This window comes from Mycobacterium sp. 1465703.0 (assembly GCF_001672975.1).
In the GTDB taxonomy this organism is placed as follows: Bacteria; Actinomycetota; Actinomycetes; order Mycobacteriales; family Mycobacteriaceae; genus Mycobacterium.
This window is the reverse complement of sequence record NZ_LZKU01000232.1, coordinates 44287-67846: the sequence shown is the minus strand read 5'-3', so window position 1 is coordinate 67846 and position 23560 is coordinate 44287. Positions and strand designations below refer to the sequence as shown.

The window sequence follows — 23560 nt, the reverse complement described above, 5'->3', positions numbered from 1 at the left end:
TGTCGGTGCTGGGCGGGCTGCACGCCGGCGAGCGGGTATTGGTGCACACCGCCACCGGTGGAGTGGGTATGGCCGCGGTGCAACTGGCGCGGCATTGGGGTGCCGATGTGTTCGTCACCGCCAGCCGCGGCAAGTGGAATACCTTGCGCGCGATGGGTTTCGACGATGACCATATCGGCGACTCCCGCACAACGGAGTTCGAGGCGAAATTCGCGGGCCTTCTCGCGGCCATACCCACTCCACCGGTGGCGGTGTGCACCAATACCCGCTCGCCGGCGTGCAGCCCGCCCAGCACCGACAGCCCGTACAGCGCCGTCAGGAACACCACCGGCACGCCTGCCGCCGCAACCAGCGACAGCCCGGCCGGCACGGGCGTCACCACCCGCTGATCCACCACCGCCTCGGAACCGACCACCCCGAGCAACCCCATCACCGCGTCACCGACTGCCACACCGGTCACGTCCGGCCCCACCTCGACGACCACACCGGAGCCCTCCGCTCCCAGTTGGCCGCCGCCGGGGTACATCCCCAGGGCCACCAGGACATCGCGGAAGTTGACCCCGACCGCGGCCACCGCCACCCGCACCTGTCCCGCGGTCAATTCCGTTCGCGGGCAGGGGCTTACCACCAGGTCCTGCAAGGTGCCCTCGCCGCCGGCATCCAATCGCCAGCCCGCGGAAGGCAATCCGAGCACCGACCCCGCTGCCACCGGACGCAGTCGTGCCGCGTACGCCACGGCCTGGCGTACCACCACTTGCGGTTCCCCAGCCCGGATCACCGCGTTGACGTCGACAGTGCCGTCGGTGTCGATCAGGGTGATGCGGCCCGGGTGCTCGGCTTGCGCCGACCGCACCAGACCCCACACCGCCGCACCCGCCAAGTCCGAAATGTCTTCGCCGGCAAGGGCGACGGCCCCACGAGTCTGTACGGCCAGCATCCCGGCGTTGTCATCGCCCAGCCAGGATTGCAGCACGGCCAGCACCTCGGTGGCCGCCGCGTGCACCGACTTCACCACGTCGCCACCGTGTTCGCCCAGTTCCCACAGCGTGGCGTCGGCAGTCGTCTCGTCACTGCCAAGTGCGATCGGCGACCACGTCACGTCGAGCAATCCCTCGGCATGCGATCGCTGCGCGGAAGCCGCCGCCGTCAACTGCGCGGGCGTCACCGGGCGCATGGCCAACGACCGCACCGAGAGCACCGGCAGCCCCGACCCGTCGGCCAGATCCACCGACACCGATCCGGCGCCGGCCGGCGCGATCCGGACCCGCGCCCGCGTCGCACCCGAGGCATGTAGCGACACGCCCTGCCAGGAGAACGGCAACACTGTCTGATTTTGTTCGGCGGCAACGCCGATCGCGTGCAGTGCGGCGTCCAATAGCACCGGATGCACCCCGTAGCCGCCGTCCTGGGCAGCGGCGGTGTCGGGTACCGCGATCTCGGCGAAGGTCTCGTCGCCGCGCTGCCACATCGCCCGCAGACCTTGGAACGCGCCGCCGTACCGGTAGCCGCGCTGCGCCAGCCGCGGATAGGCGTCGGTGACGTCTACCGCGGTCGCCCCGACCGGCGGCCAGATCGAGAAGTCGGCGGCCGGTGCCGCGGCGCCTGGCCGCAACAGGCCCTCGGCATGCAACACCCACTCCGAATCCGGTTGCGCACCAGTGGAATACACCGACAGCTGGCGGCGTCCCGACTCATCGGCGGCGCCGACCACCAGCTGCACCCGCACCGCCTCCCCCGCGGGCAGCAGCAACGGCGCCGACAAGGTCAGCTCTTCGAGCGTCCCGCAACCGACCTCATCGCCGGCGCGGATGGCCAACTCGACGAAACCCGCTCCCGGGAACAACACCGTCTCGCCCACCGCATGATCGGCCAACCACGGGTGGGCGGCTGTCGACAACCGGCCCGTCAGCACCACACCGCCGGAGTCGGGCCGCGGCACCACCGCACCGAGTAACCCGTGCTCGGCCCCAGCCAGCCCCAGGGTCGCCACGTCCTGCGATCCCGTTGATCCGCCTGCAAGCCAAAAGTGCTGGCGGACAAACCCGTACGTCGGCAGATCGACGCGCCGGCCCCCGAGGCCGGCCAGCGCGGCGCGCCAGTCCACCGCCACACCGGCGACGTGCGCCTGGGCGGCCGAGAGCCAGAAGCGGTTCAGACCACCGTCATCGCGGCCCAGCGACGGGATGATGCAGGCCTGAGCGCCATCGGGCATGGTCTCTTCGATGGCCGCCGTCAACACCGGATGCGGACTGGACTCGATGAACGCCCGATAACCCGCATCACCCGCGCTGCGTACCGCCCGCTCGAATTGCACTGTTTGCCGGATGCTTTGGAACCAGTAGTCGGCGTTGAGCGCTGCGGTGTCGATCAGCTCACCGGTGACCGTGGAGAAGAAGGCCACCGCCGACGATCGCGGTGCCAAGCCATGTAGGGCGTCGGCGAGGGACTCCCGGATCGCGTCCACCTGGGCGGAATGCGATGCATAGTCGACGTCGATCTTGCGGGCGCGAATGCTCTCGGTTTCGCACCGCCGCATCAGTTCCGTCAGCGCGTCCACTTCGCCAGAGACCACCACCGCCGAAACACCGTTGACCGTAGCGATATTCAGTCGTTCACCCCAGTCGGCAATGAGCTGCTCGGCGCGCGGTAGACCGCAGGCCAACGAGACCATGCCGCCACGACCGGACAATTCAACCAGCAGCCGGCTGCGCAGCGCCACCACCCGGGCGGCATCTTCCAGCGACAATGCCCCGGCCACATACGCCGCCGCGATCTCGCCCTGCGAATGACCGATCACCGCATCGGGAATCACGCCCACCGAACGCCACAATTCGGCCAGCGACACCATCACCGCCCACAGCGCCGGCTGCACCACGTCCACCCGGTCCAACCCAGGGGCGCCCGGCACACCCCGGATGACGTCGATCAGCGACCACTCGACGTATTCGGCCAATGCCTTGTCACAGCGCTGTAGCTGTTCGGCGAACACCGGTGCACTGTCCAGCAATTGGGCCCCCATGCCGGCCCACTGCGAACCCTGGCCGGGAAAAACGAACACGGTCTTGCCCACCGGCTGCGCGCGACCGACCACCAGGCCGGCGCCCTGCTCACCGGCCGCCAAGGCCGCCACGCCACGTAACAACTGTGCGCCGTCGGCTCCCACGACCACAGCCCGGTGCTCGAAGCGCGACCGCGTCGAGATCAGCGACCAGCCCACGTCCAGCACCCGCACACCCGGATCGGCCTTCACGTGCGCCAACAGCCGGGCTGCCTGATTGGCCAGCGCCTCAGCCGACCGGGCCGAGAGCACCCACGGCACCACCACGTCATCACCTGAGGGCGCTACGTTTTCCAGCTCGGGCGAGTACTGCTCAACGATGACGTGTGCGTTGGTGCCGCTGATGCCAAAGGACGACACTCCCCCGCGCCGCGGCCGGTCCACGGTCGGCCAGGGCCGCTGTTCGGTGAGCAGCGACACCGCCCCGGCCGTCCAATCCACGTGCGGCGTCGGCTCATCCACGTGCAATGTCTTGGGCATCACCCCGTGCCGAATCGCCTGCACCATCTTGATCACTCCGCCGGCGCCGGCGGCGGCTGAGGTATGACCCATGTTCGATTTGATCGATCCCAGCCACAGCGGTTCATCCGCCGGCCGGTCCTGGCCGTAGGTCGCTAAAACCGCTTGAGCCTCAATGGGATCGCCCAGTGTGGTGCCCGTGCCGTGGCCCTCGACCAGATCGACGTCGGCGGTGCCCAACCGCGCGTTGGCCAGCGCCGCCCGGATCACCCGTTGCTGCGACGGCCCGTTGGGCGTCGCCAGCCCGTTGGACGCGCCGTCCTGATTGACCGCCGAACCGCGCACCACGGCCAGCACCGGATGCCCCAGCCGCCGGGCGTCGGCCAGACGTTCCACCACCAGCACACCGACGCCTTCGGAGAAGCCGGTGCCGTCAGCGGCACCGGCGTACGCCTTGCATCGACCATCGGCGGCCAGCGCCCGCTGCCTGCTGAACTCGATGAACATCGCCGGTGTGGCCATCACCGTCACACCGCCGGCCAACGCCAGGTCACACTCGCCGGCACGCAACGACTGCGCCGCCAGATGCAGGGCCACCAACGACGACGAACACGCCGTGTCAACCGAAACCGCGGGGCCTTCGAACCCCAGCGAATAGGCCACCCGACCCGATGCCACACTCAGTGTCGAACCGCGCAGCCCATAGCGCTCCAAGTGCCCCGGTACCCGGCCCTGGCCCCCGTAGGAGCCGTGAAATATCCCGGCGAACACCCCGGTCGCCGAGCCGCGCAGGCCGGCGGGGTCAATTCCGGCCCGCTCCAACGCCTCCCAGGACACTTCGAGCAGCAGGCGCTGTTGCGGATCCATCGCCAGCGCCTCGCTGGGGGCGATCCCGAAGAACGCGGCATCGAAATCGGCGACATCCGAAAGGAACCCGCCGCACCGCGCGTACGACTTGCCCACCGCGTCGGGATCGGCGTCGAACAGCCCAGAGAGGTCCCAGCCGCGGTCCCCGGGAAAGTCGGAGACCACATCGCGGCCCTCAACCACCATCTGCCACAACGCCTCTGGCGAATTCACTCCGCCCGGGTACCGGCAACCCATTCCCACCACCGCCACCGGTTCGGTTGCGGCAGCCAGATACTGGCGGTTCTCCCGTTTGAGCCGCTCGTTTTCTTTCAGCGATTGACGGAGAGCTTTGATCAGCTCATCGGTGTTGCCGCTCATCGGAGGCGAGCTCTCGTGTCACTCACAGCGATACTTCCGCGGGAGAGGATCAATGCCAACGCAACAACACCAGTTCGGAACAGAATCCTGGACCCATCGCGAGCATCAGACCGGGGCTGTCGCTCGGCGGCGGCTTGGCCATGGTGTCGCGCAGCACGTGCAACACCGACGCCGAGGACAGGTTGCCGATCTCGCCAAGTGAACGCCAGGTGAGTTCGAGCGCCTCCGGCGGCAGGCTGAGCGCCGCGTTGATCGCCTCGATGACCTTGGGGCCGCCGGGATGGCTGACATACGCACCGATGTCGCTCGTGGTCAAGCCGTGCGCCCCGAGGAACTGGGTGACATCGTCTTCGATGTATTGCTCCACGACCGCCGCGACGTCCTTGGACAGCACCAGCTCGAAGCCGGTGGCGCCCACGTCGAACCCCATGGTGCGCAGCGAATCGGGATACAGATGGCTGCGCGAATCCACGATGCTGGGCCCGCCGGCGACCATTTGTTCGGCCCGCCGCTCGCCGACCGCCACTACCGCCGCCGCCCCGTCGGCGAACAGTGCGCTGCCGACCAGACCGGCCAGCGACGGCTTGTATCCGGGGTAAGTCAGCGAACAGAGCTCGACGGAGACCAGCGCGGCCACGGCGTCCGGCGCACCGCGCAGATAGTCGTTCACCCGGGCCACCCCCGCGGCCCCGGCCACGCAGCCGAGCCCGAACAGCGGCACCCGCCGCACATCGTCACGCAGGCCGAGCCGCGCGGCGATCCGGGCGTCCACCGAGGGCACCGCCAGGCCGGTGACAGTGGTGGTGATGAGCACGTCCACGTCCTGCGGCCGCAGTCCCGCCTCGTCGAGCGCGCCGGACAACGCCTCGCAGCTCAGCTTCACGGCGTGCTCGGTGAAGATCCGGTTCGCCATCCCGAAGTCGGTTAGCGCGGGGTATTGCTCGAGCGGCAGGACCAGATGACGGCTGCCCACTTTGGCGCTGGCATGCAGCTGCCGAACGATGTCTTCGTAGCCCTCGAACTCGGGAATGCTGACGAAGAAGTCGGTGAGTTCGCGCTGCGAGTATCGGTGCGGCGGTAACGCACCGAAGACGCCGGCGACGACGCTCATTGTTCTCCCACCCCTTGGTGACGAGGACCCGGCGCGAATCGTTCAACCGGATCGGCTTGAGCACGAAGTCTAGTCCGCCCGGCACCGGTCGTCAGGGAAACCAAGATCATCTCAACCGCCGCCGCCGAGCTGGTTTTTGAGCCGATCGGCGCTGGCCAAGACGGTTTCGATCTGCTCGGCGACCCGAACCGGCGCGGTGCCGCCACGCGCGTCCCGCGAGGACACCGAGCCCTCGATCGTCAACACCTCACGAACCTCCGGCGTGAGTTCGGGACTGATGGCGGCCAGCTCGTCGTCGGTCAGCTCGTCGAGTCCGACGGCACGCTGCTCGGCGGCGCGCACCGCCGCCCCGGCGGCCTCATGCGCCGACCGGAACGGCACGCCCTGGCGCACCAGCCATTCGGCGATATCGGTGGCCAGCGTGTAGCCGGCCGGCGCCAGCGCGGCCATCCGCTCGACATCGAACGTCAGGCTGCCCACCAGCCCGGCCATCGCCGGCAGCACCAGCTCCAGCTGGGCCACCGAATCGAACACCGGCTCCTTGTCTTCCTGCAGGTCACGGTTGTAGGCGAGCGGTTGAGCCTTCAGCGTGGCCAGCAGGCCGGTCAGGTTCCCGATCAGTCGCCCGGACTTGCCGCGCGCCAGCTCGGCGATGTCTGGGTTCTTTTTCTGCGGCATGATCGAGCTGCCCGTCGACCAGGAGTCGTGCAGCGTCACGTAACCGAATTCCGTCGAGCTCCACAGAATGACGTCCTCGGCCAGCCGGGACAGGTCGACCCCGATCATGGCAAGGACGAAGGCGGCCTCCGCCGCGAAATCCCGGGATGCGGTCGCGTCGATGGAGTTGTCGGCCGCGCTGGTGAAACCCAGCTCCGCGGCGATCGCGTCGGGATCCAGACCCAGCGACGACCCGGCCAGCGCCCCGGAGCCGTACGGCGACACCCCGGCGCGCCGGTCGAAGTCGACGATCCGGTCGACGTCGCGCAGCAGCGGGTGGGCGTGCGCCAGCAGATGGTGGGCCAGCAGCACCGGCTGGGCGGATTGCAGGTGGGTTTTGCCCGGCATGATCGCGCGCGGGTGAGCGGCCGCCTGCGCGGCCAGCGCACCGACCACGTCCAGCGCCCCGGCGGCCACTCGGCGCACCGCGTCACGCAGCCACATCCGGAACAGGGTGGCCACCTGATCGTTGCGCGACCGGCCGGCCCGCAGCCGCCCACCCAGGTCGGGTCCGACCCGGTCGATCAGTCCGCGTTCCAGCGCCCCGTGCACATCCTCATCGGTGACCAGCGGCGAGAAGCTGCCGTCGGCGACGTCCTCGGCCAGCTGATCCAGGCCGGCCAGCAGCCCGTCGCGCTGCTCTTCGTTCAGCAGCCCGGCCCGGAACAGGATCACGGTGTGGGCCCGCGAGGCGACGATGTCGTAAGGGGCCAGCACCCAGTCGAAGTGGGTGGACTTGCTCAGGGCGGCGAGCGCATCCGACGGGCCGTCGGCGAACCGGCCGCCCCACAATGACCCCTCGCGAGTGCTCACGCTTCGGCCGGACCCTTAGCAGTCTGGTCCCGGCGGGACGCGATCTTGGACGACAACCCGTGCACGTAGACGAAACCCTTTGCCGCCGACTGATCGAAGCTGTCGCCCTCGTCGTAGGTGGCCAGGTTGAAGTCGTACAGGGATTCCGAGCTGCGCCGGCCGTTGACCGCAATGTGCCCGCCGTGCAACACCATTCGTACTTCACCCGTCACGTGCTCCTGCGTGTTGGCGACGAAGCTCTCCAGCGCACCCTTGAGCGGTGAATACCACAGCCCGTCGTACACCAGCTCGGCCCAACGCTGGTCGGTGTGCCGCTTGAACCGGCCCAGCTCCCGCTCCAGCGTGACGTGTTCGAGCTCGGTGTGCGCGGTGATGAGCACCATGGCGCCGGGCGCCTCGTAGATCTCGCGGCTCTTGATGCCCACCAGCCGGTCCTCGACGACGTCGAGACGGCCGACGCCCTGGGCGCCGGCGCGGGTGTTGAGCTCCTCGATGGCCTGCAGCACCGAGACGCGCTTGCCGTCGATCGTCACCGGCACGCCGCGCTCGAATCCGACGATCACCTCGTCGGGGGTGCTCCAGTTCAGGGTGGGGTCCTCGGTGTACGCGTATACGTCCTTAGTAGGGGCGTTCCAAAGGTGTTCCAGGAAACCGGTTTCCACCGCACGGCCCCACACGTTCTGGTCGATGGAGAACGGCGAGCGTTTCGTCACGTTGATCGGGATGGCGTTTTCTTCGGCGAACGCGATCGCCTTCTCCCGCGTCCACGCGTAATCGCGGACCGGCGCCAGCACCTCGAGATCGGGTGCCAGCGAACCGAATCCGACCTCGAACCGGACCTGGTCGTTGCCTTTGCCGGTGCAGCCGTGCGCGACGATGCTGCCTCCGTGCTGGCGGGCCGCCGCCACCAGATGCTTGACGATCAGCGGCCTGCTGATCGCCGACACCAGCGGGTAGCGGTCCATGTAGAGGGCGTTGTTCAGGATGGTGGGCAGGCAATATTCCTCGGCGAACTCGTCGCGGGCATCGACGACGACGGCTTCCACCGCACCGCAATCCAGGGCCCGCTGGCGAATGACTTCCATGTCTTCGCCGCCCTGGCCGAGGTCGATCGCCACCGCTACGACCTCACGGCCGGTCTCCTTGCCGATCCAGCTGATGGCCACCGAGGTGTCCAGACCGCCGGAATACGCCAGGATGACGCGTTCTGACATGAACCAATCTCCTTCAGGTTGAAGCGCTTACGTGAGTTGTTCCAGAGTGCTGGCCAGCTCGGCGCCGGTCATCGGCTCTCGAGCGGCCACGAAGACGGTGTCATCGCCGGCGATGGTGCCGACGACGTACGGTAGCGCCGCGCGGTCGATGGCACTGGCCAAGTAATCCGCGGCGCCGGGCGGGGTGCGCAGCACCGCGAGGTTGGCGCTGGCGTCGGCCGACACCAGCAACTCGCCCAGCAGCCGGGACAGCCGGGCGGTGCCGCCGGAGACCCCGCGCACCGGGTGGCCGTCTTCGGGAACCATGTAGACACCGACGCCGCCGTCGGCGCCGCGCAGCTTCACCGCGCCCAGTTCTTCCAGATCCCGCGACAAGGTGGCCTGGGTGACGTCGATGCCCTCGTCGGCCAGCAGCGCCGCCAGTTCGCTTTGGCTGCGCACCTCGGCTGACGACAGGATCGCCACGATGCGGGCCTGCCGGCCGGCCCGGGTGGTTTCGGGTGTGGTCTTCGAGCGGGTCATCGCGATCGCTCCAGCAGCCAGACCAGCAGCGCTTTTTGGGCGTGCAACCGGTTTTCGGCCTCGTCCCAGACCACGCTGGCCGGCCCGTCCATCACCTCGTCGGTGATCTCGTCGCCGCGGTGAGCCGGAAGGCAGTGCAGCACAACGGCTTCCGAGTCGGCCAACGCCAGCAGGCGAGCGTCGATCTGGAAAGGCTTAAACGGGGTGCGGCGATCCAGCCCGTCACCTTCCTGCCCCATCGACGTCCAGGTGTCGGTGACCAGGACGTCGGCCCCGCGTGCGGCCGCGTCCGCGTCGGTGGTGACCATGACCGAGGCGCCGGTGTCTTCGGCGCGGCGCTGGGCCGCGGCCACGAACGACGGGTCGGGCGCGAAGCCCTCCGGCGCGGCGACGGTGACGTGAATGCCGGCCGTGACCCCGCCCAGCATCAGCGAATGCGCCATGTTGTTGGCGCCGTCGCCGAGGTAGGTCATCCGTAAACCGGCCAGCGACCCCTTGTGCTCGGCGATGGTCTGCAGGTCGGCGAGCACCTGGCAGGGATGGAACTCGTCGGAGAGGGCGTTGACCACCGGCACAGTTGCGGCCGACGCCATCGCTTCGAGGCGCTGCTGTCCGAAGGTCCGCCAGACGATGGCCTCGACATAGCGGGACAGCACCCGCGCGGTGTCCTGCAGGGTTTCGTCGCGCCCCAGCTGAGTGCTGCGGGCGTCGACGACGACGGCGTGCCCGCCGAGCTGGGCGATGCCCACCTCGAACGAGAACCGGGTGCGGGTGGAGTTCTTGTCGAAGAGGACAGCGACCCCGCGCGGGCCCTCCAGCGGGCGGGCGCTGAACGGGTCCTTCTTCAGTTCCGCGGCCAGCTGCAGCACCTCGGCCTGCTCGGTCGGCGACAGGTCGTCGTCGCGCAAAAAGTGGCGCGTCATGCTGCGGCTCCAGCGGCGTCGTCGAGGATGGCCGGCAGCGCGGCGACGAACCCGTCGAGCTGGGCCTCGGTGACGATCAGCGGCGGCGCCAGCCGGATGACGTCGGGTGCGGCCGCGTTCACCAGGAACCCGGCCCGGCGTGCCGCCGCCTCGGCGTCCTTGGCCCGCGGCGCAGTGAGCACCACGCCGCACAGCAGTCCGCGGCCGCGGACGTGGTCGACCAGCGGGTGGGCAAGCGCCTCGATGCCGTGGCGCAATGACTTGCCCAGCACCTCGGCGTGCCGAATCAGGTTCTGCTCGGAAAGCACCCGCAACACAGCGAGCGCCGCGGCGGCACAGATCGGGTTGCCGCCGAAGGTGCTGCCGTGCAGGCCGGGGGTCATCAGGTCGGCGGCCGGTCCGATGGCCAGGCACGCGCCGATGGGCAGGCCGCCGCCGAGCCCTTTGGCCAGGGTCACCACGTCCGGGGTGATGCCGTCCTGCTGGTGGGCGAAAAACGTTCCGGTGCGGCCCATCCCGGTCTGCACCTCATCCAGCACCAACAGCGCACCGTGCCGCGAGGTGATATCGCGTGCCGCGACCAGATAACCCTCGGACGGGACCACGACACCGCTCTCCCCCATGATCGGCTCCAAAAACACCGCGGCGGTTGCGTCGTCGACGGCGGCGGCCAGCGCGTCGGTGTCACCGTAGGGCACATGCGTGACGTCGCCAGGCAGCGGCGCGAACGGCGCCTGCTTGCTCGGCTGACCGGTCAGCGCGAGCGACCCCATGGTCCGGCCGTGGAACGCCTCTTGTGCGGCAACCAGTTTGGTGCGTCCGGTGAGCCGCGACAGCTTGAACGCCACCTCGTTGGCCTCGGTTCCGGAGTTGCAGAAGAAGGCCCGCGCCGGAGCATCGGTGCCCAACAGGTTCACCAGTTCTTCGGCCAGTGCCAGGCTCGGTTCGGTCGCATACAGGTTGGAGGTGTGGCCCAGCGTCGTCATCTGCCGGGTGACGGCGTCGATGATCGCGGGGTGGCGATGACCCAATACGTTGACCGCGATGCCGCCGAGCAGGTCCAGATAGGCCTTCCCGTCCACGTCGGTGACCACGGCGCCGTCGCCGCTGGCCAGGGCCATCGTCGGGGTGCCGTAGTTGTTCATCATCACGGCTTCCCACCGCTGCTTGACGGCATCGGTGTTCGTCACGCGCTCACCACCTTGGTGCCGGTGCCTTCGTCGGTGAAAAGCTCGACCAGCACGCAGTGTTCGACCCGCCCGTCGATGACGTGCGCACTCGGCACCCCAGCGTTCACTGCCCGCAGACAGGCTTCGACTTTGGGAATCATGCCCGCCTCCAGCGTGGGTAGCAGTTGTGACAATGTGGCGGTGTCGATTTCGCTGACCAGCGAGTCGCGGTTCGGCCAGCTCGTGTACAGGCCTTCGACATCGGTGAGCATCAACAGCTTCTCGGCGTGCAGCGCCTCGGCCAGCGCCGCCGCGGCAGTGTCGGCGTTGATGTTGTGCACCACGCCTTCGGCGTCCGGCGCCAGCGTCGACACCACCGGAATCCGCCGTGCGGCAATCAAATCCAGTACTGCGGCGGTGTTCACCCGTTCCACGTCTCCTACCAGGCCGATGTCGGTGGCCACGCCGTCCACCGTGACGCTGCGCCGCACCGCGGTGAACAACTGGGCGTCCTCGCCGGTGATGCCCACGGCATAGGGTCCGTGTGCGTTGATCAGGTTGACCAGTTCGCGGCCGACTTGGCCGAACAGCACCATTCGCGCCACGTCGAGCACTTCCGGTGTGGTGACCCGGAATCCGCCCTTGAAGTCGCCCGCGATGCCGAGCCGGCGCAGCATGGCGGTGATCTGTGGGCCGCCGCCGTGCACGACGACGGGATGGATACCGCAGTTACGCAGAAACGCCATGTCGGCGGCGAAGGCGTGCCGCAACGTGTCGTCGGTCATGGCGTTGCCGCCGTACTTGATGACGACGATCTTGCCGTGCAGTTGCTTGAGCCAGGGCAGGGCCTCGGCGAGCACCTGCGCTTTGACGTCGGTGGGCAGGGCTTCGGTGGCAGAGCTCATGAGCTGTAGGCCGAATTCTCTTCGACGTAACCGTGGGACAGGTCGGTGGTCCGGATGGCGGCCCGGCCATCGCCGAGCTGCAGATCGACCGTGATGTCGATGTCGGCTCCGGAGAGATCCACCTCGCGCGCACCCGGCATCCCCGCCCCACCGGCGAAGACGGCAAAACCATTGAACGACACCGTGATCCGATCGGGATCCAGGGCGATCGGCGCCATGCCGACGGCGGCGAGCACCCGGCCCCAGTTTGGGTCCGAGCCGAAAACCGCCGTCTTGACCAGGCTGTCGCGAGCGATCGTCCGGGCGGCGGCCAGCGCGTCGTCCTCGGAGGCCGCCCCTTGCACGATGACGTTGACGCGCTTGGTGACGCCCTCGGCGTCGGCTTGCAGCTGAGCGCACAGGTCGTCACACACCCGCAGCACGGCATCGTCGAGTTCGGCCTGGCTGGGCGTGATCCCGCTGGCGCCCGAAGCCAGCAGCAGCACAGTGTCATTGGTCGAGCACGCGCCGTCGATGTCGAGCCGGTCGAAGGTGCGGGCGGTGGCGTAGCGCAGCGCGGAGTCCAGCGCCGCCGCATCGACGGCCGCGTCGGTGGTGAGCACGCTCAACATCGTCGCCAGCGACGGCGCCAGCATGCCGGCACCCTTGGCCATCCCACCGACCGTCCAGTTTTCCGGATGGTGCAGCGCAATCTGTTTGGGCACGGTGTCGGTGGTCATGATCGCCTGAGCGGCCTCGTCGCCACCGGACAGGCCGCCGGCCATCTCATGCACGACGGCGCGCACCCCGGCCAGCACCTTGTCCATCGGCAACCGGTCACCGATCAACCCGGTGGAGCACACCGCCACCTCGACGGCCCCGGTCACGGTTCCCCAGTCCGACAGTGCGGCAGCGACGGCTTCGGCGGTGGCATGAGTGTCCTGGAACCCGCCCGGGCCGGTGCAGGCGTTGGCGCCGCCGGAGTTCAAGATCACCGCGCGCAGCGCGCCGGTGGTCAGCACCTGTTGGCTCCACAGCACCGGCGCGGCTTTGATCTTGTTGCGGGTGAACACTCCGGCCGCCGCATAGTCGGGCCCCTCGTTGAAGACCAGCGCCAGATCCCGGTTACCCGAGGCCTTGATCCCGGCGGCGATGCCGGCCGCCCGGAATCCGGCCGGTGCGGTGACGCCCTGTTCGCGCAGCAGCCGCGCCGTCGCGGTGGACGTCACGGCGCCACCCCGACCACCGAAAGGCCTTCCGTCTCCGGCCATCCCAGCGCCAAATTCATCGACTGCACAGCGGCGCCGGCGGTTCCCTTGACCAGGTTGTCGATCGCGGCGATCGCGACGAACGTCTCGGCCGCCTCATCCACCGCGACGGCGATGTGCGCCGCGTTGCTGCCGATCACGGCTCCGGTGCGGGGCAGCTGCCCCTCCGGCATCAAGTAGATGAAAGGCTCTGCATGATAAGCCTTTTCGTAGGCCTCCCGGAGCTGCGCCAGCGGCGAACGGGTGCGTGCGGTGCAGGTGGCCAGGATGCCGCGCGAGGTCGGGATGAGCACCGGGGTGAACGACACCGTGACATCGCGGTCGGTGACGGCCCCCAGGCCCTGAGCGATCTCGGGGGTGTGCCGGTGCGCCCCGGCGATGTTGTAGGCCCGTGCCGATCCGATGACCTCGGCGCCCAGCAGGTCGGTCTTGGCGGCGCGGCCGGCCCCCGAGGTGCCGCTGACGGCGACCACGGTGACGGCGGGCTCGATCAGGTCCTCGGCCACCGCGGGCAGCAATGCCAGCAGCGCCGCGGTCGGATAGCAGCCCGGAACCGCGATGCGGCGGGCGCCGCGCAGCCGCTCGCGCGCTCCAGGGAGTTCCGGCAGCCCGTAGGGCCAGCTGCCGGCGTGCGGGGATCCGTAGAACCGCTCCCAGGCGGCGGGGTCGGTGAGCCGGAAGTCGGCGCCGCAGTCGATGACCAGGGTGTCGGGGCCGAGCTGTTCGGCCAGCGCGGCCGAATGACCGTGCGGCAGCGCCAGGAACACCACGTCGTGGCCGGCCAGTACGGCGAGCTCGGTCGGCTCGACCACGCGCTGGGCCAGCGGCGTCAGATGCGGGTGGTGCTCACCCAGCAGGCTGCCGGCGCTGGCCGCGGCTGTCACCGCGCCGATCGTGAGGCGCCCGTGGGCATAGGCCGGATGGCCGAGCAACAGGCGTAGGACTTCACCGCCCGCGTAGCCGCTGGCACCGGCAATCGCCACCTTCATTCCGTCGGCCATTCCGCCGATTCTGCATGGTTATGCAGTGCTTTGCAAATCCATTCCACTATCCGCGCAACTCCGCACCGACCGCCTCGGCGGCACGGCGCACCGCGGCGTCACGAGCCGCGGTGGCGTCGTCCTCGGTCAGCGTGCGGTCCGGCGCCCGGAACCGCAGCGCGAAGGTCAGCGATTTGCGGTCCTCACCGATCTGCGGGCCGGTGAAGACGTCGAACAATTGAATGTCTTCCAGCAACTCCCCCGCGCCTTCGCGGACGGCGTCGGCCACCGCCTGAGCCGGTACCTGCGCGGGCACCACCAGGCTGACGTCCTGGAACACCGCCGGGAACGGCGACACCCGGGGGGCGGGCAACGCCGACGTGATGGGCATCGCGTCGAGGTTGAGCTCGAGGGCGCAGGTGCCCTTGGGCAGCCCGGAGCGCTCGATCACGGCGGGATGCAACTGGCCGGCGTAACCCACCGAAGTGTCCCCGACCAGCACTTCGGCGCAGCGCCCCGGATGCCACGGCAGGTACTGCGCCGCGCGTAACCGCACATCGATTCCGCTGGCGCGGGCGATGATTCGCACCGCCTCGAACGCGTCGGCGGCTTCGGCGCGACGGCCGGGACCCCAGGGCCCGCGGTGTTCACGCAGGCCGGTCAGCACCGCGGCGACGTGCTCGGGTTGTCGCGGTAACGACGCGTCGAGCACGGCGATCTCGGCGTCGGTGGGCCGGCGGTCGACGGGGATCAGCTGCACCGCGCGGGTTTCCGCGGTCGGCTGGACCACCTGTGCCAGGGCATACAGTGAAACGTCGACGAGGCCGCGAGATACGTTGCGCACCAAGGCTTCCAGCAGGGCGGGCAGCAGGGTGGTAGCCAGCTGCGGACGGTCTGCCTCCAGTGGATTGAGCACGTTGGTGGTGGTGCGGCGCGGGTCGTCGTCAGGCAATCCCCACAGGTCGAACACGCCCGCGGGCAAGAACGGGGTCGGCAAAATCTCGACATAACCGGACAGGGCCAGTGACTTGCCGATGGCGCGGCGACGCTGCTGCCCGGCGGACAGGCCGCGGCCCGCCGGTGCCGAGGGCAACACAGACGGGATGACTTCCAGCCCCTCGAGTCGCAGCACCTCTTCGACGAGGTCGGCGGGTTGCACCAGGTCGGGTCGCCAGCTGGGTGGCGTCACCGTCAAGGTGTCGCCCCGGTCCGCGACGTCGGCGCCGATTTGGCGGAGCCGCTTGGCGGTCGTGCCCGGGGCGTAGCTCACCCCGGCGACGCGATCCGGCAGGTCCGCGGCGATCTCGATCGGGGGTAGCGCCCAGTCGTCGCGTGGCGGGTCGCCGCGCCAATCGGTCAGACCCTCCGCCACGACGCCACCGGCGATGTCGGCGAGCAGTGCGGCGCACCGGTCCAGCGCGGCCACCGAGATCGATGGATCCACGCCCCGCTCGTAGCGGCGGGCGGCTTCGCTGGGCAGGTGGAGTCTGCGCTGGGTGCGCGAGACGGCGGCCGGGTCCCAGACCGCGGCTTCCAGCAGCACATCGGTCGAGTCGGCGCGCACCTCGGTGCTGGCCGCGCCCATCACGCCGCCGATGGCGGTGGTCGCGGTGTCGTCGACGATGAGGACGTCGACCGGCTCGAGCTTGCGCTCGATGTCGTCGAGGGTGACCACGGTTTCGCCGGGCCGGGCGAATCGCACGACGAAGCCGCCGGTGATGCGGTTGCGGTCGTGGGCGTGCATGGGGTGACCGAGCTCGAGCATCACGTAGTTGGTCACGTCGACCGCCGGCGATGTCGGCCGGATGCCGGATAACAACAGCCGGCGCTGCAGCCACCACGGTGACACGGCACCGGGATCTATGCCGGTCACCGGTCGCAGCGCGAATCGCCGCACGCCGGTGTCGGGCTGCACCGTCAGCGGCCAGGCCTCGCCGTTGACCGGCAGCGGCTTGACCACCTGGCTACTGGCGGGATCGACGAAGTCCAGGTCGTAGCCGCAGGCGATCTCGCGGGCCAACCCGCGCAACGACATGCCGTAACCGCGGTCGGGCGTGATCGCCAGGTGGAAGACGACGTCGTCGAGTCCCAATACCGCTGTGCCGCGGGCTCCGGGGTCGGCGGTGCCCGGCGGCAGTACCAGGATTCCGGAGTGGTCGACACCCAAACCGAGTTCTGCTGCCGAGCAGATCATTCCGTCGGAGGTGCGGCCGTAGGTCTTGCGGGAGGCGATTGTGAAGTCGCCGGGCAAGGTGGTGCCGGGCAGCGCCGCGACGACGAGGTCTCCCACATCGAAATTGGTTGCGCCGCAGACGATTTCGCGGTCTTCTTGGTCACCCACGTCGACGTGGCAGAACCGGATCGGTTTCTTGAAACCGGTCAGCTCTTCGATGCCGGTGACCCGGCCCACGGTCAGCGGGCCGTCGACCGGGCCAAGGGCGGCGACCTCTTCGACCTCGTGGCCGATGCGGATCAGCGTCTGCTCGAGCTCGGCGGGGGCGACGTCCCAGTCCGGGGCGCCGGCCGCCACGATCTCACGTAGCCAGCTGTACGGAACCCGCATCAGGCACCCACCCCGAACGGCAGCGAGAAGCGGATGTCGCCCTCGACCATGTCGCGCATGTCGGGAATGCCGTTGCGGAACTGCAGAGTTCGTTCCAGACCCATGCCGAATGCGAAGCCGGAGTAGATGTTCGGGTCAATTCCCGCCGCCCGCAACACGTTCGGATGCACCATTCCGCAGCCGCCCCACTCCACCCAGCCGGCGCCACCCTTCTTGCCGACGAACCAGACGTCGACCTCGGCGGACGGTTCGGTGAACGGAAAGAAATGCGGGCGGATCCGGGTGCGCGCCTGCGGGCCGAACTCGGCTCGGGCGAACGCATCCAGTGTTCCGCGCAGGTGCGCCATCGTCAGGCCGCGGTCCACCGCCAGGCCCTCGACTTGGTGGAACACCGGCGTGTGGGTGGCGTCGAGTTCGTCGGTGCGAAACGTGCGGCCGATCGAAACGATGTAGACGGGCAGTTCGCGGGCCAGCAGGGTACGCACCTGCACCGGCGAGGTATGGGTCCGCAGCAGCTGCCGGGAATCCTCGGGCGCGATGTAGAAGGTGTCCTGTTCGCTGCGCGCGGGGTGGTCGGCCGGGAAATTGAGCGCGTCGAAGTTGAACTGCTCGGTCTCGACCTCGGGGCCCTCCACCAGTTCCCAGCCCATGGCGATGAAGGTGTCGGCGATGTGTTCGGCCAGGATGGTGATCGGGTGCCGGGCGCCGGCAGGTTGCCGGGTCGACGGCAACGTGACGTCGATGCCTTCGGCGACCAGCACCGCGGCGTCGCGTTCGGCGCGCAGGACCGCGAGTCGTTCGTCGTAACCGTGCTGAGCTTCGGTACGGGCGGCGTTGACCCGCTTACCGGCGTCGGCACGCTCGTCCTTGGGGACGCTGCCCAGCGCTTGGCGCGCCAGCGCCAGCGGCGACCGGTCGCCGAGGTGTTCGGTCTTGACCCGCGCCAAGGTGTCGAGGTCGCCGGCCAGCGTGAAGGCCTCCCGGGCAGCGCTGACCGCTGCGGCCAGGGCTTCGGGCGACAGATCGACGGGTTGATCACCCACGCGGCGACACTCTCCTTGCTGACGAGGCTGTTCGGGGTTGCCCGCATCGATGGTGCTTCCGCGCGGCACGGGTCGAGTGCTGATCATAGTGATCGGACGCGTGGCGTCCGGCGGGCGCTTGGTAGTTGAGAGGCCGGGTGGCCGCGCAAGGCCGCCGACCGCCGCGGCGCGGCTCAGCCGGCGACGACTGGCTGCGGACCGGTCAGCGGGTCGGCACCCTCAACGGTCAGCGCAGCCGCGCCACGGTCACGGGCGCACTTCGCCACCCGGTAGGCGACAACAGCACCCAGCAGACCGAACACCGGGGTGGCCGCCATGGTCCCCCAGTGGTGGGCGAGCATCAGGAAGCCGAAGCCCGAGGAGGCCGCCAGCATCAGGTACCGCGCCGGCGTCCAGTGGATCGGCTGCCGGAATCGGGCCGAGACCAGCACGCCCAGGATCACGGCGACGGTGTGGCCGGCGTCGGTGAAGTCGCCGCCGACGATCGCCGACGCGATGCCCGCCGACACCCACCAGCCGACCCAGGCGGCCCGCCAGCGGGAAGGAATCACCGCAGTCATGGCGCCGAGCACGGCCAGCGCGCCATAGCTCATGCCGACATCGCTGGCCCGGGTGATCGACAAGGGCAGCCAGCCGAACTCGACCGACGCGGCCAGCGCGGCGGCCACCAGCAGCGTGGCGCCGATGTGGCCGACCACGAAGGCCACCACCAGCCGGATGGTGCGCAAATGCAGTTCGGCCAGCGCCAGCAAGCAGGTCAGGAACGGGAGCCAGAAGTAGAGCGGACCGGCGTCGACGACCAGGGCGCTGCCCAGCAGCGTTCCCACATGGCCGTGGGACAGGTTGTGCACGTTGGTGCTGGCGCGCTGAACGATGACGTCATGCGCGTGTGGGCCGAGGACCAGGATGGCGCAGCTGATGGCAAGCAGCAGCGCCGCATACCCCACTGTGAATCGGATCCGGGCGAGCCGGGAAATGATGCCCCCTAGCATTGCCATCCATTATGGCTGCGATTTCGTCTCGGCTGCGTCATCAGGGCCTGACAACTCCTTAAGAGTCTTGAGGCGATATATCGCCAAATCTGCCGGAACACCGGTGGGCTTCGCCCCGAAAACCGGCTTCCTGGTGCGTTTGGCCTCGACGCCCAACGCGTCCAACTCGCTTTGCGGTATGAGATCTAACGTTGAACTCGACACCATGATTCCACCCTTGGTGGCTCTTTCCATAACTCGTGCGGCGATATTCACATCGACGCCGAGCCAATCGGCGGCCAGCCGCTGCGGGCGCCCGGTGTGGATGCCCACCCGCATGCGGGGTGTGTAGCCCTCCACCTCGACCGATTTCAGCGCCTGCTTGGCGGCCAGCACGGCCCGCACGGCGACCATCGGATCGCCGAACACCGCCATGAGACCGTCGCCCATCCGCTTGACGATGTGTCCTCCCGCATCGAGCAAGGGTGGCTCGAGGGCCCGCGCCACCTGCCGGAGCAGCGCCAGCGCTGCGTCGTCGCCGGCTTGCAGGGACCACGCCGAGAAGCCGACCAGGTCGGTGAAGACCAGCGTCACCTCGGGATTGGCCGGGCGACGGGACACCCCCTCGGTGAGCGCCTGCCACACCTGCAGCACCCCGAGGCTGACCTCACGAGACACCGCGTCGCGGTCGCCCAGCAGCCGGTCGGCCGCGCGGGCCGCCGCACGGGGGCCTCCATCGCCCGCCGTGGACAGTGGGTCGCCGAACTCGGGGTCGCCTGGCAGCAGCCGGCGCGCACGCCGAATGAGGGCAACCGCCCCGGGGCTGCGGTTGCGGCTGTCCAGCCATTGGGTCGCGTTGTGCACCGACAGTGGAGAACGTCGCGGAGCGGTTTGCACCGGGTGTTCTTCGGGCTCGCCCGGGTCCGGATCGCGACGCGGGAGTTCCACCTGGCCAGGTTATTTGTTTTCGCCAGAAGCGGGCAACGACAGCCGGGGACAGTTCTGCCATCTGCGTCACACCTCGCAGCCGAACAGACTGGTCACCGTGTTGCCACACCGACGTGGAAGCTCGATAACACACCTGCGAACACCACGCCGAAATCGTAGACAACACCCGTTGTCAAAGTTATCGTGAGCGCAATCGGAGCAGGAGGCAGCGATGACTGGCACTGTGAATGCGTGCGGGACTGAATCCGCCGATCCGCTCGGACCAGATTCCCTGACCTGGAAGTATTTTGGTGACCTGCGCACCGGGATGATGGGTGTGTGGATCGGCGCGATCCAGAACATGTATCCCGAACTCGGCGCGGCCGTCGAGGAACATTCCATCCTGCTGCGCGAGCCGCTGCAGCGGGTGGCTCGGTCGGTCTACCCGATCATGGGCGTGGTCTATGACGGCGACCGGGCATCGGAGACCGGCCGGCAGATCACCGGCTATCACCACACCATCAAGGGAACCGACGCCGACGGGCGGCGCTATCACGCGCTCAACCCGGAGACCTTCTACTGGGCGCACGCCACGTTCTTCATGCTGATCGTCAAGGTGGCCGAGTACTTCTGCGGCGGTTTGACCGAGGCCGAGAAACGGCAACTGTTCGACGAGCACGTGCAGTGGTACCGGATGTATGGGATGAGCATGCGGCCGGTGCCCGAATCGTGGGAAGAATTCCAGGAGTACTGGGAGCGGACCGGCCGCGAGACGCTCGAAATCAACCGGGCGACGCTGGACATCTTCCAGATGCGCATCCCGAAGCCGAAATTCGTGTTGATGCCCACGCCCGTCTGGGACCAGCTCTTCAAGCCGCTGGTCGCCGGTCAGCGCTGGATCGCCGCGGGACTCTTCGAGCCCGCAGTCCGCGAGAAGGCGGGACTGCACTGGACACCGGGCGACGAGGTGCTGTTGCGCTTGTTCGGCAAGGTCGTCGAACTGGCTTTTCTGGCCGTGCCCGACGAAATCCGGCTGCACCCGCGGGCGCTGGCCGCCTACCGTCGCGCCGAGGGACGGCTACCTAGCGACGCGCCGCTGGTCGAGGCCCCGCCGTTCATGGCGCCGCCGCGCGATCGCCGCGGGCTGCCGATGCACTACTTCCCACCAGGACCAAAGTCGCCGTTCGACCCCGCGCTGCAACCCGCCCGGGTTCTGATGGAACGCGCCGGCTCCCTGGTGCACACGACGTTGTCGTTGGCCGGCCTGCGCGCCGGGCGGGGCCGCCCGAAACGGCCGGCTAAGGCCGCGTAGGCAGGCTGAGCGCCCGCGCGCTCTGATACAGGCAGATGGCCGCGGCGGAGGCCACATTCAGGCTCTCCGCGCCGCCGGCCATCGGGATGCGGATGCGGTGGTCGGCCGCCGCCGCGATTTCGCCTGGCAGGCCATGTGATTCGGGCCCGAACAACCACGCCGTGGGTGCGCCGAGCAGTTCGGTTGCCTCGTCCAGCCGCGTCTCACCGTCCACCGTGGTGGCCAGCAGCTGCGGGCCCGCTGCGCGCACCGCGTCGACGGCGGCGAGCGCGTCCGGCGCGACGACCACCGGGACCGAGAAGATGCTGCCGGCCGAAGCGCGCAGGCATTTGCCGTTGTACGGGTCGACGCTGTGACCGCCGAGGATCACCCCGGCCGCGCCCATCGCGTCGGCGAGGCGGATGAGGGTGCCGGCATTGCCCGGTTCGCTGATTCCGACGGCGATCGCGACCAGCCGAGGTGAACCGGCCAGCACGTCCTCGAGTCGGGTGGCCGGCAGTTCGCATACCGCGATCAGGCCCGCCGGGGTGACGGTGTCCGAAAGCGCTTTCGCCGCGCGCTCGGTAATCGGGTGGACCGGGCAGCGCGCGGAATCCAACGTCGCCAGCAGCGAAGCATGCCGCTGCCGGGCGACGTCGGTGACGAATAGCTCGCGGACCAGGCCTCGGCGGGCGGCGGCCTCGATGAGGTTAGGTCCTTCGGCGAGGAGCCGGCTGGCCCGCCGACGGCCGACGTGGCGGTGCAGTTTGACCGCCGCGGCGACCCTGGCCGAACGTTCGGTCAGCACCTGGCGGTCCGCACCCGCCGCCGGTTAGGCCGCTTCCCCCGAATCCGAGGGTGCGTTGACGTCCTCGGGCAGTGCGGCCCGGGCGATGTCGACCAGCGCCGTGAAGGCGGCCGGGTCGGCGATCGCGATGTCGGCCAGGTTCTTGCGGTCGACCTCCACACCAGCGGCCTTGAGGCCCTGGATCAGCCGGTTGTAGGTGATGTCGTTGGCGCGCGCCGCCGCGTTGATGCGCGAGATCCACAGTTTGCGGAATTCGCCCTTGCGCGCCCGACGGTCGCGGTAGGCGTAGTTCAGCGAATGGAGCTGCTGCTCTTTGGCCTTGCGGTAGAGCCGGGATCGCTGGCCGCGATAGCCCTTCGAGGCCTTCAGGATGCTGCGCCTCTTCTTGTGGGCGTTGACCGCCCGCTTCACGCGTGCCATGGGATGTTCCTACTCTCGTTCAAAATGTGTGGGTCAGGTCGCCGTGCCAGCTCGCGATGCGGGTCTGGCCGGCGCGGTGGTCAGCCGTTCAGCAGGCTGTTTACTCGCTTGGTGTCGTTGGCCGACACCGTGACGCGGCCGTCGAGGCGCCGGGTTCGCTTCGACGGCTTGTGCTCGAGCAGGTGCCGGCGATTGGTCTGCTGGCGGACGATCTTGCCGGTTCCGGTGCGCCGGAACCGTTTTGACGCCCCACTGTGGGTCTTGGCTTTGGGCATGCTTCCTCTGTTCTATGAAGTGCTCGAGTCTTCTGCGAACACTCGAGCTCTCGGTAGTTCCGCGTTAAGTCAGTTCGCCGAAGGTTCGGCGTCGGGGGCCGCATCGGGATCCGATGCCGCGCCACCCCCGGGTCCTTCCGGGTGCCGCGCCTTGGCGCGAGTCTTCGCGCCGCGATGCGGTGCCAGTACCATCGTCATGTTGCGGCCGTCCTGCTTGGCGGACGTTTCCACGAAGCCGTATTCGGCGACATCCGCTCCCAGTCGCTGCAGCAATCGATAGCCCAACTCGGGCCGGGACTGCTCGCGTCCGCGGAACATGATGGTGACCTTCACCTTCGATCCCGCTTCCAGGAAGCGGATGACGTGGCCCTTTTTGGTCTCATAGTCGTGATCGTCGATCTTCGGTCGCAGCTTCTGTTCTTTGACGACGGTCTGCTGCTGGTTTCGGCGGGATTCGCGCGCCTTTTGCGCCGCTTCGTATTTGAACTTGCCGTAGTCCATGATCTTGCAGACCGGTGGTCTGGCGTTCGGGGCAACTTCGACAAGGTCGAGATCGGCGTCCGCAGCGACGCGCAGTGCGTCTTCGATGCGCACGATGCCTACCTGCTCTCCCCCTGGGCCTATCAATCGGACTTCAGGTACGCGAATGCGCTCGTTGACGCGGGTCTCAGTGCTGATGGGGCCTCCCTTGTTGGCTTCTCTGTCCTGACGACCAGTTGCCTGGGTCGGTCCGGGAATCAGCGGCGGAGACACCACACCACTAGCAAAAAAGCCCTGCACAAGCAGGGCCCAATGCCGACCGATCACGGCTGGAGCCGCCCGCGTCATTCGCGGAACAGACATACGCGATGTCTGTGACCGGACCGCTGAACCTTGGCAAGATCCGCACAGAGATCTCATCGGCTCGCGGTGGGAGT

17 protein-coding genes and 3 pseudogenes are annotated in these 23560 nt (G+C 68.7%); 2 read left to right on the top strand and 18 right to left on the bottom strand.

From position 1 onward, the window contains the following. A pseudogene (locus A5625_RS30800) lies at positions 1–212 on the top strand (hypothetical protein); the annotation flags it as partial. An 11-nt stretch (positions 213–223) separates the two neighbouring features. On the opposite strand, the pseudogene A5625_RS21905 reads toward A5625_RS30800, so the two are convergent. From A5625_RS21905 to A5625_RS21840, 14 genes and pseudogenes are all read right to left on the bottom strand, one after another. Next, a pseudogene (locus A5625_RS21905) lies at positions 224–4744 on the bottom strand (acyltransferase domain-containing protein); the annotation flags it as partial. Positions 4745–4793: 49 nt separating this feature from the next. Next, on the bottom strand, positions 4794–5855 hold the full coding sequence (locus A5625_RS21900) for a type III polyketide synthase (RefSeq protein ID WP_066998883.1): 1062 nt from the start codon (positions 5853–5855) through the stop codon (positions 4794–4796). A gap of 111 nt (positions 5856–5966) precedes the next feature. Then, positions 5967–7385: an argininosuccinate lyase gene (gene argH, locus A5625_RS21895; RefSeq protein WP_066998880.1), complete on the bottom strand. Its 1419-nt coding sequence runs from the start codon at positions 7383–7385 to the stop codon at positions 5967–5969. Next, on the bottom strand, positions 7382–8599 hold the full coding sequence (locus A5625_RS21890) for an argininosuccinate synthase (RefSeq protein WP_066998877.1): 1218 nt from the start codon (positions 8597–8599) through the stop codon (positions 7382–7384). Before A5625_RS21890 ends, argH begins: the two co-directional genes overlap by 4 nt. Before the next feature lie 27 nt (positions 8600–8626). Then, a complete protein-coding gene (locus tag A5625_RS21885) occupies positions 8627–9121 on the bottom strand; it encodes an arginine repressor (protein WP_066998874.1) in 495 nt (164 codons plus the stop codon). Continuing rightward, positions 9118–10044: an ornithine carbamoyltransferase gene (argF, locus tag A5625_RS21880; protein ID WP_066998871.1), complete on the bottom strand. Its 927-nt coding sequence runs from the start codon at positions 10042–10044 to the stop codon at positions 9118–9120. Before argF ends, A5625_RS21885 begins: the two co-directional genes overlap by 4 nt. Further along, complete coding sequence (locus A5625_RS21875) at positions 10041–11234, bottom strand: acetylornithine transaminase (protein ID WP_082984505.1); 1194 nt, start codon at positions 11232–11234, stop codon at positions 10041–10043. Before A5625_RS21875 ends, argF begins: the two co-directional genes overlap by 4 nt. Further along, positions 11231–12118, bottom strand: coding sequence for an acetylglutamate kinase (argB, locus tag A5625_RS21870; RefSeq protein ID WP_066998869.1), 888 nt, complete (start codon positions 12116–12118; stop codon positions 11231–11233). Before argB ends, A5625_RS21875 begins: the two co-directional genes overlap by 4 nt. Then, positions 12115–13326 carry a bifunctional glutamate N-acetyltransferase/amino-acid acetyltransferase ArgJ gene (argJ, locus tag A5625_RS21865; RefSeq protein ID WP_066998866.1) on the bottom strand — a complete coding sequence of 404 codons (1212 nt, stop codon included), beginning with the start codon at positions 13324–13326 and terminating at the stop codon, positions 12115–12117. Before argJ ends, argB begins: the two co-directional genes overlap by 4 nt. Then, positions 13323–14382: pseudogene (argC, locus tag A5625_RS21860) on the bottom strand (N-acetyl-gamma-glutamyl-phosphate reductase). Before argC ends, argJ begins: the two are co-directional and overlap by 4 nt. Positions 14383–14412: 30 nt before the next feature. Continuing rightward, entirely contained in the window at positions 14413–16908 is a 2496-nt protein-coding gene (gene pheT / locus A5625_RS21855; protein ID WP_066998860.1) for a phenylalanine--tRNA ligase subunit beta, read from the bottom strand. After that, a complete protein-coding gene (gene pheS / locus A5625_RS21850; protein ID WP_066998894.1) occupies positions 16908–17951 on the bottom strand; it encodes a phenylalanine--tRNA ligase subunit alpha in 1044 nt (347 codons plus the stop codon). Before pheS ends, pheT begins: the two co-directional genes overlap by 1 nt. A 173-nt stretch (positions 17952–18124) precedes the next feature. After that, entirely contained in the window at positions 18125–18943 is an 819-nt protein-coding gene (locus A5625_RS21845) for a rhomboid-like protein (protein ID WP_066998856.1), read from the bottom strand. A 9-nt stretch (positions 18944–18952) separates the two neighbouring features. After that, a complete protein-coding gene (locus A5625_RS21840) occupies positions 18953–19870 on the bottom strand; it encodes an adenylate/guanylate cyclase domain-containing protein (protein WP_066998853.1) in 918 nt (305 codons plus the stop codon). Between the two features lie 211 nt (positions 19871–20081). On the opposite strand from A5625_RS21840, the gene A5625_RS21835 reads away from it, so the two are divergent. After that, positions 20082–21161: an oxygenase MpaB family protein gene (locus A5625_RS21835; protein ID WP_066998850.1), complete on the top strand. Its 1080-nt coding sequence runs from the start codon at positions 20082–20084 to the stop codon at positions 21159–21161. Here the strand turns inward: A5625_RS21835 and A5625_RS21830 are convergent. The 4 genes from A5625_RS21830 to infC form a co-directional block, all read right to left on the bottom strand. Further along, the gene (locus tag A5625_RS21830) at positions 21148–21948 is read right to left on the bottom strand and encodes an RNA methyltransferase (RefSeq protein WP_066998848.1); all 801 of its coding nucleotides are present in this window, start codon (positions 21946–21948) and stop codon (positions 21148–21150) included. The two genes, A5625_RS21835 and A5625_RS21830, sit on opposite strands and share 14 nt — an antisense overlap. 24 nt (positions 21949–21972) lie before the next feature. Then, complete coding sequence (rplT, locus tag A5625_RS21825) at positions 21973–22368, bottom strand: 50S ribosomal protein L20 (protein WP_066998845.1); 396 nt, start codon at positions 22366–22368, stop codon at positions 21973–21975. Positions 22369–22448: 80 nt separating this feature from the next. After that, entirely contained in the window at positions 22449–22643 is a 195-nt protein-coding gene (gene rpmI / locus A5625_RS21820; RefSeq protein ID WP_066998842.1) for a 50S ribosomal protein L35, read from the bottom strand. Between the two features lie 69 nt (positions 22644–22712). After that, a complete protein-coding gene (infC, locus tag A5625_RS21815; RefSeq protein ID WP_082984508.1) occupies positions 22713–23321 on the bottom strand; it encodes a translation initiation factor IF-3 in 609 nt (202 codons plus the stop codon). Positions 23322–23560: the final 239 nt, after the last annotated feature.

Coding starts and splice junctions, on each gene's coding strand:
- A5625_RS21900 (WP_066998883.1), bottom strand. CDS start 5,855: ATGAGCGTCGTCGCCGGCGTCTTCGGTGCGTTACCGCCGCACCGATAC.
- A5625_RS21890 (WP_066998877.1), bottom strand. CDS start 8,599: ATGTCAGAACGCGTCATCCTGGCGTATTCCGGCGGTCTGGACACCTCG.
- A5625_RS21885 (WP_066998874.1), bottom strand. CDS start 9,121: ATGACCCGCTCGAAGACCACACCCGAAACCACCCGGGCCGGCCGGCAG.
- argF (WP_066998871.1), bottom strand. CDS start 10,044: ATGACGCGCCACTTTTTGCGCGACGACGACCTGTCGCCGACCGAGCAG.
- argB (WP_066998869.1), bottom strand. CDS start 12,118: ATGAGCTCTGCCACCGAAGCCCTGCCCACCGACGTCAAAGCGCAGGTG.
- pheT (WP_066998860.1), bottom strand. CDS start 16,908: ATGCGGGTTCCGTACAGCTGGCTACGTGAGATCGTGGCGGCCGGCGCC.
- A5625_RS21845 (WP_066998856.1), bottom strand. CDS start 18,943: ATGCTAGGGGGCATCATTTCCCGGCTCGCCCGGATCCGATTCACAGTG.
- A5625_RS21835 (WP_066998850.1), top strand. CDS start 20,082: ATGACTGGCACTGTGAATGCGTGCGGGACTGAATCCGCCGATCCGCTC.
- rplT (WP_066998845.1), bottom strand. CDS start 22,368: ATGGCACGCGTGAAGCGGGCGGTCAACGCCCACAAGAAGAGGCGCAGC.
- rpmI (WP_066998842.1), bottom strand. CDS start 22,643: ATGCCCAAAGCCAAGACCCACAGTGGGGCGTCAAAACGGTTCCGGCGC.